The sequence below is a fragment of the Arthrobacter sp. MYb23 genome, from assembly GCF_002979775.1.
Classification (GTDB): domain Bacteria; phylum Actinomycetota; class Actinomycetes; order Actinomycetales; family Micrococcaceae; genus Arthrobacter.
Window position 1 is genome coordinate 311,536 of record NZ_PCPR01000003.1, and the last position, 17,809, is coordinate 329,344.

General features: G+C 60.5%; 18 protein-coding genes. 8 read left to right on the top strand and 10 right to left on the bottom strand.

Annotated features, from left to right (window positions below):
• Positions 1-65: 65 nt before the first annotated feature.
• Complete coding sequence (locus CQ020_RS06140) at positions 66-890, top strand: enoyl-CoA hydratase/isomerase family protein (RefSeq protein WP_105691014.1); 825 nt, start codon at positions 66-68, stop codon at positions 888-890.
• Positions 891-1,181: 291 nt separating this feature from the next.
• On the opposite strand, the gene CQ020_RS06145 is transcribed toward CQ020_RS06140, so the two are convergent.
• Entirely contained in the window at positions 1,182-2,612 is a 1,431-nt protein-coding gene (locus tag CQ020_RS06145) for an amino acid permease (protein ID WP_105691015.1), read from the bottom strand.
• Positions 2,613-2,863: 251 nt separating this feature from the next.
• Here CQ020_RS06145 and CQ020_RS06150 point away from each other — a divergent pair, with 251 nt between their 5' ends.
• On the top strand, positions 2,864-3,991 hold the full coding sequence (locus CQ020_RS06150) for an aminotransferase (protein ID WP_105691016.1): 1,128 nt from the start codon (positions 2,864-2,866) through the stop codon (positions 3,989-3,991).
• A gap of 71 nt (positions 3,992-4,062) precedes the next feature.
• Positions 4,063-5,433: an NAD-dependent succinate-semialdehyde dehydrogenase gene (locus tag CQ020_RS06155; protein WP_105691017.1), complete on the top strand. Its 1,371-nt coding sequence runs from the start codon at positions 4,063-4,065 to the stop codon at positions 5,431-5,433.
• A gap of 86 nt (positions 5,434-5,519) precedes the next feature.
• Here the strand turns inward: CQ020_RS06155 and CQ020_RS06160 are convergent, their stop codons facing one another.
• The 3 genes from CQ020_RS06160 to CQ020_RS06170 all read right to left on the bottom strand — a co-directional run bounded on the left by CQ020_RS06160 (position 5,520) and on the right by CQ020_RS06170 (position 7,900).
• Complete coding sequence (locus CQ020_RS06160; protein WP_105691018.1) at positions 5,520-7,208, bottom strand: thiamine pyrophosphate-binding protein; 1,689 nt, start codon at positions 7,206-7,208, stop codon at positions 5,520-5,522.
• A gap of 76 nt (positions 7,209-7,284) precedes the next feature.
• A complete protein-coding gene (locus CQ020_RS06165; RefSeq protein WP_105691019.1) occupies positions 7,285-7,542 on the bottom strand; it encodes a hypothetical protein in 258 nt (85 codons plus the stop codon).
• Positions 7,517-7,900 (bottom strand): RidA family protein, encoded by a 384-nt coding sequence (locus CQ020_RS06170; protein WP_105691020.1) that lies wholly within the window; start codon positions 7,898-7,900, stop codon positions 7,517-7,519. Before CQ020_RS06170 ends, CQ020_RS06165 begins: the two co-directional genes overlap by 26 nt.
• 128 nt (positions 7,901-8,028) lie before the next feature.
• On the opposite strand from CQ020_RS06170, the gene CQ020_RS06175 reads away from it, so the two are divergent.
• Positions 8,029-8,667, top strand: coding sequence for a helix-turn-helix transcriptional regulator (locus tag CQ020_RS06175; RefSeq protein ID WP_105691021.1), 639 nt, complete (start codon positions 8,029-8,031; stop codon positions 8,665-8,667).
• 1 nt (position 8,668) lies between these two features.
• On the opposite strand, the gene CQ020_RS06180 is transcribed toward CQ020_RS06175, so the two are convergent.
• A complete protein-coding gene (locus CQ020_RS06180) occupies positions 8,669-9,253 on the bottom strand; it encodes a helix-turn-helix domain-containing protein (protein WP_181151781.1) in 585 nt (194 codons plus the stop codon).
• A gap of 172 nt (positions 9,254-9,425) precedes the next feature.
• On the opposite strand from CQ020_RS06180, the gene CQ020_RS06185 reads away from it, so the two are divergent.
• Together CQ020_RS06185 and pdxS are read left to right on the top strand one after the other, a co-directional pair.
• Positions 9,426-9,647: a hypothetical protein gene (locus tag CQ020_RS06185; protein ID WP_105691023.1), complete on the top strand. Its 222-nt coding sequence runs from the start codon at positions 9,426-9,428 to the stop codon at positions 9,645-9,647.
• A 58-nt stretch (positions 9,648-9,705) separates the two neighbouring features.
• Positions 9,706-10,632, top strand: a complete 927-nt coding sequence (pdxS, locus tag CQ020_RS06190) for a pyridoxal 5'-phosphate synthase lyase subunit PdxS (protein ID WP_105691024.1) — start codon at positions 9,706-9,708, stop codon at positions 10,630-10,632.
• 67 nt (positions 10,633-10,699) lie between these two features.
• On the opposite strand, the gene CQ020_RS06195 is transcribed toward pdxS, so the two are convergent.
• The 4 genes from CQ020_RS06195 to CQ020_RS06210 are packed head-to-tail and all read right to left on the bottom strand — an operon-like array spanning position 10,700 to position 14,638.
• Complete coding sequence (locus tag CQ020_RS06195) at positions 10,700-12,031, bottom strand: M20/M25/M40 family metallo-hydrolase (RefSeq protein ID WP_105691025.1); 1,332 nt, start codon at positions 12,029-12,031, stop codon at positions 10,700-10,702.
• Positions 12,028-12,792, bottom strand: coding sequence for an amino acid ABC transporter ATP-binding protein (locus CQ020_RS06200; RefSeq protein WP_308727307.1), 765 nt, complete (start codon positions 12,790-12,792; stop codon positions 12,028-12,030). The genes CQ020_RS06195 and CQ020_RS06200 overlap by 4 nt, the downstream gene beginning before the upstream one ends.
• Positions 12,789-13,682: an amino acid ABC transporter permease gene (locus CQ020_RS06205; protein WP_105691027.1), complete on the bottom strand. Its 894-nt coding sequence runs from the start codon at positions 13,680-13,682 to the stop codon at positions 12,789-12,791. Before CQ020_RS06205 ends, CQ020_RS06200 begins: the two co-directional genes overlap by 4 nt.
• Before the next feature lie 2 nt (positions 13,683-13,684).
• Positions 13,685-14,638, bottom strand: a complete 954-nt coding sequence (locus CQ020_RS06210; protein ID WP_105691028.1) for an ABC transporter substrate-binding protein — start codon at positions 14,636-14,638, stop codon at positions 13,685-13,687.
• Between the two features lie 390 nt (positions 14,639-15,028).
• Between CQ020_RS06210 and CQ020_RS06215 the strand changes: the two genes are divergently transcribed.
• Both CQ020_RS06215 and CQ020_RS06220 read left to right on the top strand, forming a co-directional pair.
• Complete coding sequence (locus CQ020_RS06215) at positions 15,029-16,000, top strand: phosphoserine phosphatase (RefSeq protein WP_105691029.1); 972 nt, start codon at positions 15,029-15,031, stop codon at positions 15,998-16,000.
• Between the two features lie 19 nt (positions 16,001-16,019).
• Positions 16,020-16,271, top strand: coding sequence for a hypothetical protein (locus CQ020_RS06220; protein ID WP_105691030.1), 252 nt, complete (start codon positions 16,020-16,022; stop codon positions 16,269-16,271).
• A gap of 109 nt (positions 16,272-16,380) precedes the next feature.
• Here CQ020_RS06220 and CQ020_RS06225 read toward each other — a convergent pair whose 3' ends face one another.
• Positions 16,381-17,748, bottom strand: coding sequence for an aspartate aminotransferase family protein (locus CQ020_RS06225; RefSeq protein ID WP_258141727.1), 1,368 nt, complete (start codon positions 17,746-17,748; stop codon positions 16,381-16,383).
• Positions 17,749-17,809 lie beyond the last annotated feature (61 nt).

Consider the following 17,809-nt stretch of genomic DNA (forward strand, 5'->3'; position numbering starts at 1 on the left):
GCGACAATTTCCCTTTCCATGAATCTAGGTTGGTTTTTCCAAGTCAGGTATGTAGAGTCTGCCCTATGACCAATCCAACGCAATTCAATGTCCAGGCCATCACTCCGTCCTACTGGAGGGTGACGTTCGAAAACGGTCCGATCAACCTGATCGACCCAGACACCATCGAGCAACTTTCCGACCTCATCACACGTATTGAACAGGACCCTCATCTCACCGTCGTCGTATTCCAGAGCGCCAACCCCGACTTCTTCATGGCCCACTTTGACCTCCTCTCCGACATCCAGCGCGTCTACACGACAGCCCCCGGCCCCACCGGCCTCCTGCCTTTCTCGGATAACCTCCTGCGACTCAGCAGGGTTCCTGTCGTCACCATTTCGGCCATCAAGAACCGGGTCCGAGGTGCTGGAAGTGAGTTTGTGCTGAATACGGACATCCGCTTCGCGGGTGCCGATGCCATCCTGGGCCAACCCGAGGTGGGTTTCGGTGCGGTGGCTGGCGGAAACCCGATGGGCCGATTGGCGGAATTGGTGGGTCGGGGCCGGGCAATGGAGATCATGCTCGGCGGAGACGACTTTCCTGCCCAACTGGCGGCAGAATACGGGTACGTGAACCGCGTTGTTGCCGATGATGAGCTGGATGACTTTGTTGACGTTTTCGCTCGCCGTATCGCGGGGTTCAGCAAGGCTGCCGTTGCCGGCGCGAAGAAGTTCGTCGATGAAGCTACTGCAATACCGGCGGGGGAGTATGCGGCCGCCATGGCCGCTTTCAGGCGCACGGCAATGCGTCCGGAAAACGCCGATCACCTGAAAAGCCTCTTCGACCGTGGGCTGCAGCAGCCACAGGGAATCGAACTCGATCTTGGCCAGCAGGTTGCGCTGAAACTCTAAATCTGACCGGCGGCAGCAACTCCCTGTTTCAAGGAGAGCCTGGGAAGCATCAACGAGCCGGCACGCTTTCGTGCCGGCTCGTTGATGTTTTGGCTTAGGAGTGAAGATCGCAGCCATGTTACTCCAGCTGAGTCCGAATCGCCCGTCGCCAGTACTCAGTGCAGCAGAGCGATGAGGACGGGTGCCGCGACGAGCAGGCCTCTCGCTCTACCCGGAGAGATGACATCCTGCCCTCATCCGGGCACTGCAACCCGTCGCGACCGACCAGACTTGGATTTTCACGTCACGTGGCTAGTTGACTGCAGCAAGCTCTTTGGACTTGTTGAGGTGCGAGTTTTTGATGGAGTAAGCGAAGTAGAAGATCAGGGCAAATGTTGACCAGGCACCGAAAGCGATAAGAGTGTGGGGGCGGAGATCTTTTATGATCCAAAGGCACCCGGCGATTGCGAGGATGGGGGTCAACGGGTACAGCGGGACCCGGAAGGGGGCAGACCCTCCAAGGTTCTTCCTGCGCCGGACGATCACTGCGATGGCCACGATGAGGAAGGCGACCAATGTTCCGATGCTCGTCATTTCGGCCAGGAAGTTGATGGGCAGCAGGCCCGCCAAGACCGCGACGGCGGATCCTGTCAGAAGGGTGCCGGCCACCGGAGTTTTCGTTTTGGGGTGAACTTTACCGAACACCGAGGGGATCAGGCCGTCGCAGCTCATGGCGTAGAAGATGCGGGTCTGGCCGTAGAGGACGACGAGAGTGACGCTGAAGATAGAGAATACGGCTGCGATCGCTAGCACTGTCCCCGGCCAGGTGGAACCCGTAACTGCCTGCAAAATGGCGGCAAGGCCTGCTTCCTGGCCTTCAAATTCGCTCATGCCCTGCGCTCCCACGGCTACCAGAGCAACCCCGACGTACAGCAGAGTCACTACCCCGAGGGTGATGAGGATGGCGATCGGAAGGGTGCGACCGGGGTTCTTGGCTTCACTGCCCGCGGTGGAGACGGCATCCAATCCGATGTAGGAGAAGAAGATAATTCCGGCCGCGCCCGTGATCCCGGCCATTCCCATGGGTGCGAAGTCGGCGAGGTTGTTTTCGTTCCAACCGGTGAGCCCAATGATGATGAACATGACGAGGACGGCGATCTTGATCATGACCATGGCTGCGTTCACCTTGGCTGATTCACCGACGCCCCGAATAAGCAACAGAGTACACAGGGCGACGAGGATGATGGCCGGGAGATTGACGATGCCGCCCGCTTCAGGTGCGCTCGAGAGAGCTTCCGGAATTCTTATGCCCAGCAGATTGTCCAAGGCCTGATTGAGGTATTCAGACCATCCCACCGACACTGCGGCGGCAGATACCCCGTATTCAAGCAGCAAGCAGGCACCAACGCCGATTGCGGGCAGCTCTCCCAGGGTGGCGTACGCGTAAGAGTAGGAGGACCCGGAGGCCGGCATGACGCTGGCCATTTCTGCGTAGCAAAGCGCGGTAAGGCCTGCGACCACGGCGGCGATGACAAAAGACCAGATCACTGCAGGTCCGGCGACCGGGACCGCCTCAGAAAGGATGATGAAAATACCGGTGCCCACCGTGGCGCCGATACCCAACATAGACAACTGGAAGACGCCCATGGTGCGGGCTAATTGCCCGGGTCCCTCCGTATCGGGGCTTCGATCCTCCACCACTGGTGTGATCTTGCGGAAGACGGTTTGCAGTAGAGCTGGCATTCGTAGGTCCTTAGTAGGCAGATCAGTGACGACGGCGTCCCAGTTAGGCGCGTGGTGGCGCAAGTCACTCAGCATGCTAGCTATATATTGCCCAAAAGAGCAATAAATCACTCATGCACCTTTGTTGCCGCTGTCCAGGCAACCCGCCTTGACAGATATTTCTCAAGTGGGCAATATAAGTAACAGCACATGCTGCGCTTATGCGCTATCAACATCGGTTTGGCTTCGCGCCATCGAACCTTGGAGTTGCCATGAAGATCAAAGATTTCGGCGTCGAAATTTGGATGAACAAGTACGAAAACGACTGTGTCTACAACCTTGGAGAGACTTGCGTCGAGTCTTTGACAGTCGATCAGCTTCTCACGCTTGCTGGCCGTAAAGAGAGCTTCCTGGCTGAGATTCTTCCGATGAAACTCACCTACGGCGCCATCGAAGGTTCAGAAGCCCTGCGGGAACTCATTGCCGGCTTGTACGAGACGCTGCGGCCCGAAAACACCATCACCACTCACGGGGCCATCGGCGCTAACGCGCTGGTACACGAAACCTTGGTCGAACCCGGTGACCACGTCATCTCCGTGCTGCCCACGTACCAGCAGCACTATTCGATCCCGGAGAGCTACGGCGCAGAAGTTGACTTGCTCAAGCTCAAGCCGGAGGCAGGGTACCTGCCAGACCTTGATGAACTCAAAGCCTTGGTCAGGAACAACACCAAGCTCATCGTCTTGAACAACCCGAACAACCCGACCGGCTCCGTAATGGACCGTGAGATGCTCACATCGATCGCAGAGATCGCCTCCACAGTCGGGGCGTATATCCTGTGCGACGAGGTCTACCGAGGAACGGCCCAGGACGGGGACGGCTTCACTACCTCCATTGCTGACGTCTACGCGAAAGGCATCAGCACCGCCAGCATGTCCAAGTCATTCTCGCTGGCAGGACTTCGCCTCGGTTGGGTAGCCGGTCCCACTGAGATCATTGAACGGGTGGCCATTCGCCGCGACTACAACACCATCAGCGTCGGCATGATCGATGACGTTCTGGCGCGGATCGCTTTGGAGAACAAGGAAGCCATCCTTGAGCGCTCACGCTCAATTGTCCGCACCAACCTTGCCATCCTTGACGAGTGGGTCCAGAACGAACCTGCCATCAGCTACGTCAAGCCGGCCGGTGGAACGACAGCGTTGTTGCAGTACACCACGGGTGAGCCCTCTGCGGAGATTGCCGCCGCCCTTATGGCTGAGGTTGGCGTCCTCATGACCCCTGGCAGCGCTTTTGACCTGGAAGGCTGCCTCAGGATCGGGTACGCCAACAACGAAGAAGTTCTACGCGACGGACTGGCCAAGGTGAGCGAATTCTTCGCCCGCCGTACCCAGAACTAATCCATACAGCCAGATTCCATGGCCCCAGTCCGAGCGGGCTGGGGCCATGGGTGTTTAGGAAGCGAGTTCCCATGACCGACTACCAAGTTACTAACCCGGCGACCGGGGAGAAGAGCCCGCTGTATCCGTTGATCAGCGAGACTGGGCTGGACAGCGTGGCAGGAGGGGCTGACCGGGCCTATCGGACCTGGGGGAGGACCAGCACCGTTCAGGAACGCGCCCAGCTACTCTCACGCATCGCTGAACTGCACAGAGGCCGTAGGGAGGAGCTGGCGAGTCTCATCGTCGCTGAGATCGGCAAGCCGATTACGGAGGCTTTGGGTGAGGTCGATTTCTCGGCCGACATCTACGAATATTACGCGGCCAATGCCGAAGAGTTTTTGCGGGACGAGCCCATCAAGCTGCTGGCCGGGGAGGGAAGTGCGCTCCTGCGAAAAGGTCCGGTTGGCGTATTGCTCGGCATCATGCCCTGGAACTATCCCTATTACCAGGTGGCCAGGTTTGCCGCCCCCAACCTGTTGCTGGGAAACACGATCATTCTCAAGCACGCCCCGCAATGTCCTGCATCATCGGCTGCAGTGCAGGACATTGTGGCCTCTGCCGGGGCGCCTGCAGGGGTCTACACGAACGTATACGCCAGCAACGAGCAGATTGCCGATCTCATCGCCGACCCTAGAGTCCAGGGAGTTTCCCTGACCGGTTCCGAGCGGGCCGGTGCCGCAGTGGCGGAAATCGCGGGCCGACACCTCAAAAAGGTTGTCCTTGAACTGGGCGGTTCCGATCCCTTCATTTTGCTCTCCACCGCTGACCTGGACGGTGTCGTGGAAGAGGCAGTGCAGGGACGGTTGGAAAACAATGGCCAGGCCTGTAATGCGGCCAAAAGGTTCCTCATTATTGATGACCTGTTTGAGGCCTTCACGGAACGCTTCACGCGCGCCATGAACCTCATCAAGCCAGCAGATCCCACACTCGCCAGGACATTCCTTGGCCCCTTGTCCTCCATCGCGGCGGCGGAGCGGCTCGAGGCTCAACTGAATGTCGCGGTCGCGCACGGCGCCACCGTGATCGCCGGAGGAGACCGGGACGGCAGCTTCTTCCCGGCGACCGTGTTGACCGGGCTGGACGACCAAAATCCCGCCTATCAGGAAGAGTTCTTCGGTCCTGTAGCCTCCATCCGGAAAGTCGCCTCGGAGGAAGAAGCGATTGCTCTCGCCAATGACAGCGTTTTCGGTCTGGGGTCCTACGTCTTCAGTACCGACCCGGAGCAAGCCCTGCGCGTAGCTGACAAGCTGGAAGCCGGAATGGTCTTCATCAACGGAGTGGGTGCCGAGTCACCCGAATTGCCGTTCGGTGGAGTGAAGAATTCCGGATATGGTCGTGAGCTCGGTCGTCAGGGCCTCAACGAGTTCGTGAACCAGAAACTCATCCGCATCATCAAATAGCACAATAGGCAAAGGCCCTGCTCCTCGATGGAGGGCAGGGCCTATTCCCTTTGCTATTGAGTTGGTGGTCTCCGAACCGTATGTCTCTAGTCGTCCAGGTGCGTGGGGCCGAACATCGTCAGGAGTGTTTCAACCACGACGACGTTGGGTCCGTCCGCTTGGAAGGACGCCTTGAGCGCGTCCCCCACGTCCTCCGGGGCAACCCGGCGGGCCGGGACACCGAAGGACTCGGCCAGTTTGACGAAGTCCGGGCGGGCAAGCTCGGTGGCCGTAGCCTGGCCGAAGGCACCCACCATGTACTCGCGCAGGATTCCGTAGCCGCCGTCATCCACGATCAGCCAGGTCACCGGGACGTTGTGCTGCTTGGCGGTGGCGAGCTCGGAGATGGAGTACATGGAGGACCCATCACCGGAGACAGCCAGCACACGGCTCGGCTTACCGGTGGTTTCCAACCCCACGGCCCCACCGATTGCTGCGGGGAAACCGTAGCCGAGGCCACCGGCGCCCTGGGCGGAGTGGAACTGGCCCTGGCGGGCGTCCCAGCAGCTCCAACCCCAGTACGCGGAGATGGTCATGTCCCAGAACGTCTGCATGTCGGCCGGGACAGCCTCGCGGATGTCGGCCATGAACTTCAGTTCCTTGGCCAGGTCCTGTGATTCCAGGCGTTTTGTGACCTTGGCCAGGGATTCCTTGACGACGTCTTCCGGGCTGGTGCCGTGCCAATCACGCTTTGTTGCGTCCGCGGCACCTGCTGCGGCGAGGGCTTCGTCCAAGGCGGCGAGTGCTTGGCCGGCGTCGGCGCGGATGCCTAGTCCCGGTCTGTTGGATTCGAGGACCCGTGGTTCTGCGTCGATCTGGATGATGCGGCCGCGGGGTTCGAACGTGAAGTAGTTCGAGGTCACTTCACCCAGGGACGAGCCGATGACGATCAGCACGTCGGCGTCTTCGAGGACGTCGGTCATGTACCGGTCCTCGATCCACGACTGTAGGGACAGCTCGTGGGTCCACGGGAACGCACCGTTGCCACCGGGCGTGCAGATGACCGGTGCGCGCAGCTGTTCGGCAATCGAGAGCAGCGGCTTCTCAGCCCGGCCACGACGTGTGCCGCCGCCGGCGATGATCGCCGGACGTTCCGCCGTCGAGAGCCACTTCACGGCTTCGCGGATCAGCTCGACGCGGGGCGGGTTGTCGAATGCCTCGGCGAGGGCGTCTTCCACCGGCGGGACCATGATGGGATCCAGCAGGACGTTCTGCGGGATTTCGATCCAGACCGGGCCCTGCGGCGAGGAAATTGCTTCGGTCCAGGCGTCCTGGATGGCCGACGGGATGCCGGAGGCGTGTTGGATCAGGCGCTGGCTCTTGGTGACGTTCGCGGCCGATGCCTTCTGGTCATCAAGCTGGTGGAGCATGCCTTTGCGGCGTGCGCCCAGGCCATCGAGCGGGATCTGGCTGGCCACAACCACCATGGGAACGCCCGTGGCGTAAGCCTCCTGCAATCCGGCCAAGGACGTCAGCGCGCCGGGACCGGTGGAGAGGAACAGCACGCCTACCTCGCCGGTTGCACGGGAGTAACCGTCAGCGGCGAACGCCGAGTTGTTCTCCACTCGCGAAGAAACGAAGTGCAGGTTGCCGCGGCCCATGGCGTCAAAGAGGCCCAGCGCGTGCTGCCCAGGGATACCGAAGACGGTCTTCGCGCCCAGTGCTTCAAGGGTCTCGACGACGAGGTCCCCACCGTTGCGGCCGTGGGGGATAGTGACTTTTTCTGAGTCGTTCATGTCAGTGGTGCCTGTTTCTTTCCAGTGCTGATGGGAAGCCGCGGTTCGCCCGCCGGGAGTTGGCCTGTGGCTGCCATCAATCTGCGGCAGCCAGAGAGTAGCCGTCCTCAGCATGGATCAGAACACGGCCATGGGGAACGGAAAACACCCAGACAATTGAGCGATCTTCCGTTGTAGTGTCGACCGTGCCGGTGATGGTCGGCAGGGTTGGGTGCATCAGGGTGACGGGGATGCCTGGCCCGAGGTCCTGCCAGGACTGGGCGCAGTCTGTCGGCGGCGCCGAGACCTGGCCGCCGACAGTCTCCGCGTCAGGCGGGGACGATGGCGAGTGCATCGATCTCCACCAGTGCGCCAGGAGCCAACTGGGCTCCGACAGTGACGCGTGCAGGGTAAGGCTGGGGGACGGAGCTGCTGTAGGCCTTGTCGAATTCATCGAAGTCGTCGTCGGAGGCCAAGTACACCCGGGTGATGAGGACGTCGTTCCATGACGCCCCGGCGTCGGCAAGAAGGGTGCTCAGCTGGCTGAGGCTCTGCTTGGTCTGCTCGGCAATCCCGGCCTTCATGATGGCTCCGGTTGCCGGGTCGATGGCGAGCTGGCCCGAAAGCTGGAGGAACGAGCCGATCTGCTTGCCTTGGTTGTAGGCTCCGACGGCTGCGGGGGCGTTGGGTGTGTTGATGATGCGCTGAGTCAAGGTCGTTGTCCTTTGGGTGTGAGGGGGTTGCTTGTTGAGCCCAAGCTGCTGCTTGCAATAAGAGCAATATACTGCACAATAGAACCGGGTTCAATCGTTACAGTGCTCATCTTGCGAGGAGGTGCCCCATGGAGAAACAGCAGTTACCCTCTGCGACGGCGGTCGGACCGCCACTGAACCGCGAGGATCTTCCCACTCCGAGAAGCGTCGGGTGGAATCTGCGGCTCGGACGCAGAAGCAGGCGTCTGACCTTATACGATGTCGCAGAAGGAGTGGGCATTACAGTGAGCGCGCTGAGCCGCATTGAAACCGGTCAAAAAACGCCTTCGCTTGAGACGCTGATCAGAATCTGTGACGTCACAGGAATTGGGATCGGGGATGTCTTCCAGCGCCCGGAAGTTTGGGCCGGACCGGTTGTTAATTCCCAAGACCGCAGGTGGACGCGGGCGGGATTGATGCGCCTAAGCCGCCCGGATGAATCCAGGGTAGGGGTGTTCCATGGGGAGCTGCCGCCCGGGACATCTGGGACCCTCAAGGGGCCGGCCGTAGGCGGGCTAGTGGTAGTCACGGCCAAGGCGGGCGTCTCGGTGATCGGCCAGGCAGAAGGACGCCACGTCCTGGAAAGCGGAGACGCCCTGACGGTAATGGCACCCGGTCGCATCAGCTGGATGAACGAAGGCCCTGGCCCGGCACGCGCACTCTGGATCTACACGCCGTATCTGGGGTCATCGGGGAGTCCCTTCCGCGGCCACGCTTCCGGCCGGTGAACTATATGGTGTTGATAACGACCACACGCACGAAGCTCAGATTCTCCGCCGTTCCGTTCACATATGAGTACTCGCGGTCGGTGGCAATACGAGCCACGCCGCCTTCGGGCACGACGTAGGATGCGTCCCCCACGACGAGGGTTAGCGTCCCCGAGGTAACTGACAGCACTTCCTCGGAGCCTGCCGGATCCGGCTCGGCATCGTAACGGTCTCCGGCGCCGAGGCTCCAGTCCCACATCTCCGCCGGGCCACGGCTTTTGGTGGTCGTGAACACCCGACCGCGGCTTTCCTTGGCTGCGCCACGCCACACCGTGGAGGCATCTGACCCCAGGAGAAGCTCTACGGGGCTCTCTGAGCGAGACCGGACCAGTGAAGAAAAGTCCACACCCAAAGCTCGGGCGATCTTATCGAGGGTAACGAGGGAAGCGTTGGCCGTTCCGGCTTCGATGGCCGTCAGCATCCTGCGGCTGACATCGGCCCGTTTCGCCAGGTCGGTTACGGAGACTTTTTGCGCAGTTCGTAGCTGCTTGATGGTGCCGCCGACAAGGGCGATCAAATTTTGCCCGGCCAGATCGAGGTCCGTCATGCGAATGCTCCAATTCCCAAAACTGAGTGATAAAGTGCGCATTTGTAGCCTATCAGGCAGCCAGGGTCCTTGTGCCGTTCGTCCTTCCAAGGATTGCAGCTAACCACACATGCGAGTATAGTACTCTTCTGAGCACTTTATTGCTCACTTCGGCCTATTTTTTGAGGTGCTCATGTTTTCTCCACAACATCACGTCAATTACGTGGCAGCACGCGTCACGGACGCGTCTGAACTGGACGCTGTTCTCTCAGGGGCGGTCGAGCGCATGCGCATTGCTGCGGCCGGCAACCGCACCCAAGGCATCATGATCACTGCCCAGGAGCCCGGGTCCTATATCGTCCACCTCAGCGACGAGGTTCCCTACGGACTCACCCGAGAGCGTTACGCATACTGACTTTCAGTGACGGCCGGGCGTACCGGCCAGCTGCACCCCCAACCAAGGAGAACCCAGAATGTTTGAAACAACCGAAAGCCCTCAGCCGGGGAACCCGGCCGCCTCCCATACCGGCAGCAACCGTGTTAAGCGGGGCATGGCTGAGATGCTCAAGGGCGGCGTCATCATGGACGTCGTTAACGTCGAGCAGGCCCGCATCGCTGAGGATGCCGGTGCCGTGGCTGTCATGGCGCTTGAGCGCGTCCCGGCCGATATCCGCGCCCAGGGCGGCGTGTCCCGCATGTCGGATCCGGACATGATCGATGCGATCATCGCTGCCGTGTCCATCCCGGTCATGGCCAAGGCCCGTATCGGCCACTTCGTCGAGGCCCAGGTCCTGCAGTCCCTCGGTGTTGACTACATTGACGAGTCCGAGGTCCTGACCCCGGCGGACTACATCAACCACATCGACAAGTGGAACTTCACCGTTCCGTTCGTTTGTGGTGCCACCAACCTTGGTGAGGCCCTGCGCCGCATCAACGAGGGCGCGGCGATGATCCGTTCCAAGGGTGAAGCCGGTACCGGTGATGTTTCCAACGCCACCGGGCACATGCGCCAGATCCGTTCGGAGATCGCCAAGCTCGCAGCCCTTCCCGAGGACGAGCTGTATGTTGCGGCTAAGGAATTGCAGGCCCCGTACGAGCTGGTCAAGGAAGTCGCCGCCACCGGCAAGCTTCCCGTGGTGTTGTTCACCGCTGGTGGCATCGCTACCCCGGCTGATGCTGCAATGATGATGCAGCTCGGCGCTGACGGAGTGTTCGTTGGTTCGGGGATCTTCAAGTCCGGCAACCCGGCAGAGCGTGCCGCCGCCGTCGTAAAGGCCACCACGTTCCATGATGATCCCGATGTCATCGCCAAGGTCTCCCGCGGACTCGGCGAAGCCATGGTCGGCATCAACGTCGACGACATCCCCCAGCCCCACCGCCTCTCAGAACGCGGCTGGTAACAAGCAAAGCAGTACGACGTCGGGCCGGCCACCTTTCAAGGTGGCCGGCCTTTCTGTCGTCGACGTATCAGGTCGTCGATCCCTTCAGGAACCGGTAGAGCACCCTGGCGCCGAATTTGAGCGACTCCACAGGAACACGCTCGTCGGTTCCGTGGAACATGGCAGAAAAATTGTACCCTTGCGGCAATTTGAGCGGCGCGAAGCCGTATCCCTGGATGCCGATAGTGGCGAACGAAGCGTTGTCCGTGGAAGCAGAGGAGGTGTACGGGATGATCCGGGCCCCTGGATCTTCGGCGGCAAGGGCTTGCTGCATGTTGCCCACCAAAGGTGCCCCCGGGTCGGCTTCGTCGGCTTCGGTCAGATCAATAACGTCGACAGAGACCTCCGGGCCGGCCAGCACGCTCACCTGCTCGAGAAAGTCCTCTTGCCTGCCCGGAACAAACCGGCCATCAACGACAGCTTCGGCACGGTCGGGAACCACGTTCATAGACCGGCCGGCGGTAAACATGGTCGGGTTGGAAACGTGCCGAAGGGAAGAGGCGAGCATGCCGGCGACCGGAGCCAAGACGGAACCGCCAAGATTGTCCGGATTGCCTCGAAGGTCGGGGGCGCCTAGGGCGTCCAGGGAGTCGACCATGGCGTTGGTGACCGGCGTCAAGGCAAGCGGCCAGGTATGTTCGGCGATGCGTCCGATGGCAGACCCCAGAATGCCGATGCTGTTGCCGGGGTTGGTGATTGACCCATGGCCAGGGCGGCCCTTTGCGGTCAGGCGCAGCCACGCCACGCCTTTCCGGCCAGATTCGAGAAGGTAAACCCGTTGCCCGGGTGCGAGTTCAACCGAGAAGCCACCGACTTCACTGACTGCCTCTGTGCAGTCATCGATGAGTCCGCGCTGGTTGTTGACCACCCATCGCGATCCCAGGGTAAAAGCGTTTTCCTCATCAGCAAGAAAGGCGAGTACCAACTCCCTGGCGGGAACTGTGCCCTCCCTGCGAAGCTGCCTGACGGCCGCGAGGATCATGGCGACCATGTGCTTCATGTCGATGGAACCGCGGCCCCAGAGGTAACCGTCGATGATTTCCCCGGCGAACGGATCGACACTCCACAGGGAGGCGTCGGCGGGTACAACGTCCAAATGTCCATGGACAAGCAAAGCCGGTCCTGAACGTCCGGGCAGGCGGGCAATCAGGTTGGCGCGGCGAGGTTCCGGCTCGAAAATGTCGGAGTCGATCCCTACGTCTGCCAGCTTAGATGCAACGTATTCAGCTGCCGTGCGTTCCCCCGGCCCGGAACCATCGCCGAAGTTTGTAGTGTCGATACGGATGAGGTCCCGACAGATCTCCACAACTTCGTCGAGTCCGGGGCCGGGGGAACTGTCGAAGCCGTCGTTGGTGCTCACAGGACCCGCGACAGGAAAGACTGGGTCCTCTCGTGCTGGGGATTGCCCAGCACCTCAGAGGGTGTTCCCTGCTCGACAATGACTCCGTTGTCGAGAAAGACGACTTGGTCGGCGGCTTCCCGGGCGAACCCCATCTCGTGGGTGACCACGACCATGGTCATGCCGGAGGCGGCAAGCTCCCGCATCACCTTAAGTACTTCACCGACCAGCTCGGGGTCCAGAGCCGAGGTGGGTTCGTCAAAAAGCATCAGTTCAGGCTTCATCGCCAAGGCCCTGGCAATGGCCACTCTTTGCTGTTGGCCGCCGGAGAGCTGGGCCGGGAAGTGATGTGCCTTATCGGCCAGCCCGACTTGTTCGAGGAGGGCTGTTGCCCGCCGGCGTGCTTCTGTGGCTGGCTCTTTGAGGACCCGGCGCGGAGCCTCCATCACGTTTTCCAGTGCTGTCATATGTGGAAAGAGGTTGAAGCGCTGGAACACCATTCCGATTTTGGTGCGCTGACGGGCGATGTACCGGTCATCGAGTTCATGCAGAATCCGTCCCTCCTGCCGGTAACCAACCAAGTCTCCGTCAACGTAGAGGCGCCCGGAATCTATCCGTTCAAGGTGGTTGATACAGCGCAGGAGCGTGCTTTTTCCGGATCCGCTGGGACCGAGCAGACACGTGACGTCCCCCTTGGCCACTGACAGGTCCACTCCTTTGAGGACCTCGTGGTGGCCGAACTTCTTGCCGACGTTATCGGCAAGCACCATGGGTGTACTCATCGGGATACTCGTTTCACTCGTGAGGGAAGGGTAGATGTGACGCCTCGGCCAAAGCGTTTTTCCAACTGGCTTTGCCCAATGGAAAGCAATGTGGTGACGATCAGGTACCAGACAGAGGCGACCACGAGCAGGGGAATGACCTTGTAGTTCTGCGCGTACACCTGCTGAAGGTTGGTCATCAGGTCGTTGCCGGCGATGACAGAGACAAGGGCGGACGTCTTTAGTAGGGAGATCACTTCATTGCCCATGGGCGGGACCACGACCCGCATCGCCTGCGGGAGGATGATCCGCTGCATGGTTGTGGCCCGGTTCATGCCAAGCGCAGAGGAGGCCTCCCGTTGGCCGGAGTCCACGGACTGGATACCGGCCCGCACAATTTCTGAGGCATAGGCAGCCTCGTTGAGTCCCAGTGCCAGGATAGCCGCTGTTGTGGAGTTGATCAGGGCGGAAGTGGGGGAGGAGAAGAAGACAATGTCCGTGAATGGCACGCCGATGGTTACGGCCGGGAAGAAGGCCCCGATGAAGCCCCAGAAGATGATCTGGACCAGGACTGGTATGCCTCTGAAGATGGTGACGTAAGTTGTCGCGACGGCCCTGAGGACCGGGTTGTGGGACAGCGTCATGATGGCGATGACGGTGCCACCCACGAGGCCGATTAACATGCTGACCACGGTCAGATACAGGGTTACCATCAGGCCGCGGATGGTCAACTCCGCGAAAAGGTAGGCCCCGACGGTCGGCCAGTCCATGTTGGGGTTCGTCGCGAAGACCCAGCCGACGCCAACTGCGGCGAGACCTACGATGACCGCGGCTACCGACCGCCAAGGATGGCGGAGTTTACGGACTTCGAAGTCGTCCACCCGCCGGGGCGTGTCAACGGATACAGACATTTTCAGCCTCCGTGCTGGTTCATCGAGGGGGCTTCCACTGCTGCTTGGCCGACACCATACTTGTCGAGGATGGCCTGGTAAATCCCGTTGTCCATGAGTTTCTGGACCGCTTTGGCAACCGCCTCGCTCAAGGCCTTGTCCTCCTTGGGAATGCCGATTCCGATCAGGGAGCTTTCATAGCCACCTGGTGCAGCAGGATCGTCGATAGCTTGAACCGTGGAATCCTGCTTTGCGGCGTAACCCAGGACGGGAAGGTCGCCGACGATTGAGGTAATGGCGCCGCTATTGAGGGCGAGTTGTTCGTCCGAAAATGCGGGAAACGCCTTGATGTCGATAGCTTTTTTGCCGTCGGTGACACACTTGCCGCTCTGTGTGGTGACCAGATCGAATTGAAGGGACCCGTTCTGGACTCCCACAGCTGTCCCGCAGAGGTCATCGAGTGTCTTGACGTTGGTGGTCGTCTTCTTGACCAGGATTCCTGAACCGGACCGTGCATAGTTGACGAAGTCCACAGCTTTTTCGCGTTCGGCGGTGTCGAACAACGTGGCCATCAACACGTCGTATTTCCCTGCCTGCAATCCGGGAATGAGCCCGTCGTAGGGCTGCTGGGAAAAGTCGAAAGGAATGCCCAGGGTTTCCCCGATGGCGTGGCCGAGGTCGATCTCCAGACCGATCAGGTCCTGACTCCCCGGCGATGCGAACATCTGGTAGGGAGCGTAGGGGGCGTTGGTCGCTACCCGGACAGTTCCGGCGCTGCGCAGGTCTGAAGGAACCATCGCGGCGAGAGTTTCATCTTTCGTCGCGGTCGGAATGTCACTCGCAGCGCTGGTGTCGACGGGCGCCGAGGAAACCGTTGGGTTGGCGCAGCCGGTGACTGTAGAAAGGGCCAGGGCGAGGGTCGCCACGCCCAAGGTCATGATTCTGACGTTGTTGCCGCTTCTGTTTCTGACTCGCATTGTTGTCTCCTTGGTGCTTGGTCCGGCGAAGTTGAGCCGGTCAGTCGCGTGGGATGCGCCACACGTTACTGATGCTCATGTGAGCAATATAACACTCATTAGATTACGAACTTGTTTCCAGCGCAAGACCTGCAGCCAAACTGGCCGAAGAAGACGCGGTGAGCGCTTCACTTCCCAAAAACCTAGACAACTCGTCTAAGTGACCCCTATATTGCTCAAATGGTCGCGTTGATACCGGCCGCACCGCGTCGTCATTGACCCGGTTCGTTACCCCTGCAAGGTTCCGGGAAGCCAGCTTTCGTCGCTTCCCCCGCCCTGAAAAGAGAACTACTCATGAAGAAGCTCCCCTTGGTAGCCTCCCTGGCTGCCTAACTCGCGGTAGGCGGCCTCTTGGGCAGTCTTGTCTTTCCGGCCGCGGCCACGAGCTCTGCATCCTCGACTGCAACGACGCTGGAACGAGGTAACTGGGCTCCGCGGAACTTCGAGGCCATCAATGCCCTCATTGCCAAACATTCCTCCGGCAACTCACCGGACGACGCTGCAGCCGCCTACGCGGTTTTCGACTGGGACAACACGTCCATCATCAACGACGTGACCGACAAGCTCTTCCTCTATCAAATCGATCACCTCGCCTATCGCCTGACACCCGAGGAGTTCGCCCAAAACCTCGTCGGGACGGTGCCTGGCGGCTTGTTCAAGGAATCGATCGTCAACGATGCCAAACAGCGGGTCAGCCTCGAAGATATTGCCGCGGACATAAGTGCCGACTACACCTACCTGCACGCCAACTACCAAGGCCTGGCCGGAACCAAAACCCTCGAGGAGATCACGAGCAGTCCGCAGTTCCAGGATTTCAAAGCCAAGCTGTACTTCCTCTTTGAGGCCATCATTGACACGCATGGCAAAGAGATCGCCTACCCGTGGGAGATCTTCTTCGTGGACAACATGACAGAAGAGGAATTCCGGGTACTCGCCCAGGACTCGATCCGGCACCAGATGGGAGCCGAAATCAGCAAGCACGCGGCCCAAAGCCCCGCATCCCTGCGGGGACGGGCCGGCGTCGTCTCCATCTCCTACGCCGACGGCATGCGAACCGTGCCCGAAATCTACAACCTCATGCACACCTTCCTGGACAACGGCATCGATGTCTATGTCGTCTCGGCGGGATTCGAACCGCTCGTTGAAGCGATTGCCTCCAGTCCCGACTACGCCTACAACGTCCCCGTCGACAAGGTTTTTGGGCTAAGGCTCGAACAGGATCCCAACGGCGCCTACCTGCCCGAATACAAAAAGGACTACCCGTTCACCTACGGATCCGGAAAAACCGGAACTCATCCACAAGGAAATTTCAGGCAAGCATGAAGGCCGGGACCCTGTCTTCGTGGCAGGGGACTCCGGCTCGGACATCGGCAACTTCACAGAGCTTCCGGGCATGGAACTCGGCGTCATCGTCAACTACTTGGCCACCGGTGAACTCGGAAAAATCTCCAAAGAGGCGGCCAACGCGATCGAAACCGACAACACGCGGTTCGTGCTGCAAGGCGTCGACGAAAACATCGGCGTGTGGCAGCCGACGGAAAAAACCCGCCGGGTCGGGGCGAAAGAAGCGGTCCTGACAAACCCCAAGGCCTAGGCAGCCGGCGGCTTTCACGGCCTTCTTCACTGCAAAAGACTCCGGGGACGCTTTGTACCGTGTCCCCGGAGTTTTGCTGTCCAAGCCCCTGTAGGTGTTTCCGGGGTCACTAGACCCAGCCGGCACCGGGCCTGGACTGGAGGATGGAAGCCTCCAGGCCTTCAAGGAGTCGCGAGCTGGAGGCCCGGGGGAAGACCAGGGGCGGGCGGATCTTCAGCACGTTGTCGTAGGTCCCCGAAGCGCTGATGAGGATGCGCTTCTCACGCATGGCGTTAACCACCTCGGCGGCACGTACAGCGTCGGGGAGCCCGCTCCGGTCCACAAACTCGACGGCAAGGAAAAGGCCCGCGCCACGGACTTCCGCCACCCCCGGTTCGTCCCTGGTCATGGTCTGGATGGCGGAAAGCAGCTCCCCGCCCAACTCCTCGGAATGGGGCAGAAGCTCCCTGGATTCAAGTTCATCAAGAACCGCCGTAGCGGCGGCAATACTGACGGCACTGCCGCCGAATGTATTGAAGTACCGCACCTTGCGTCCGAACTGCTCGAAAAGCTCTTGACTGCCAACAACGGCGGAAATCGGAATGCCATTACCCATGGGCTTGCCCAGGACGGCAAGGTCCGGCACCACGGTGTGGCGTTCGAATCCCCACCAGGTTGAACCGGTCCGGCCGAAGCCAGGCTGCACCTCGTCTGCGATGTAAAGCGCACCGTGGGCACGCGCCCGTTCTGCCACGGTGCCAAGAATACCCACCGGGTGGCTCTGGAGCCCGTCGCTGGACAAAATGGAGTCCACAACGATGGCTGCCGGCGCAATGCCACGGCTCCCGAGCTCTTCAACGGCGGCGTCAATCCTGGCGGCCAGCAGCGCGGCGGCCTCACCCGGTGCATCCCGCACCGAGTCAGGGGCATCCACCAGCGCAACTTCGGGCGGAATGAGGTTGTTGGGTCCCAGGCTCGGCGAAATCTGCGCCGCCAAGGTCGTCGTGCCGTGGTAGGCGTGACGGGTCACGATGATGCCCGCCCTTCCCGTGGACATCCGGGCAATGCGGAGGGCCAGGTCCACCGCTTCACTTCCCGTGCAGGCGAAAATTGCCTGATTGAGTGGCTCAGGGAAAAGGGCGGTCAAACGTTCGGCATAGTCAACGACGCCACCGGCGAGGTAACGGGTATGCGTATTCACAGCTCCCAGCTGGTCACTGACGGCTTTTTGTACGCGCGGGTTAGAGTGACCCACCACAGGAACGTTGTTGTAAGCATCGAGATAGTCAGCGCCATCTGCATCGTAGAGAAACGCCCCTTCTCCCCGGACGAAGTGGACGGGGCGCTCGTAGAAGAGCCGGTACGCCGCCCCCATCGAGGCGTCACGACGCCTGAGCAGCTCCCGATCAGCCGGATCAAGCAGTGCTGCCCGCGCCGGATCGAAGCTGTTCACCATGTTCATCGGACCGGAAATACCGCCCGCATGAAAATCGCCCATGAAATCTCCCTAGGATTGATGATCAATTTATGTCATCATATCCGTATTGGGGCCGATATTG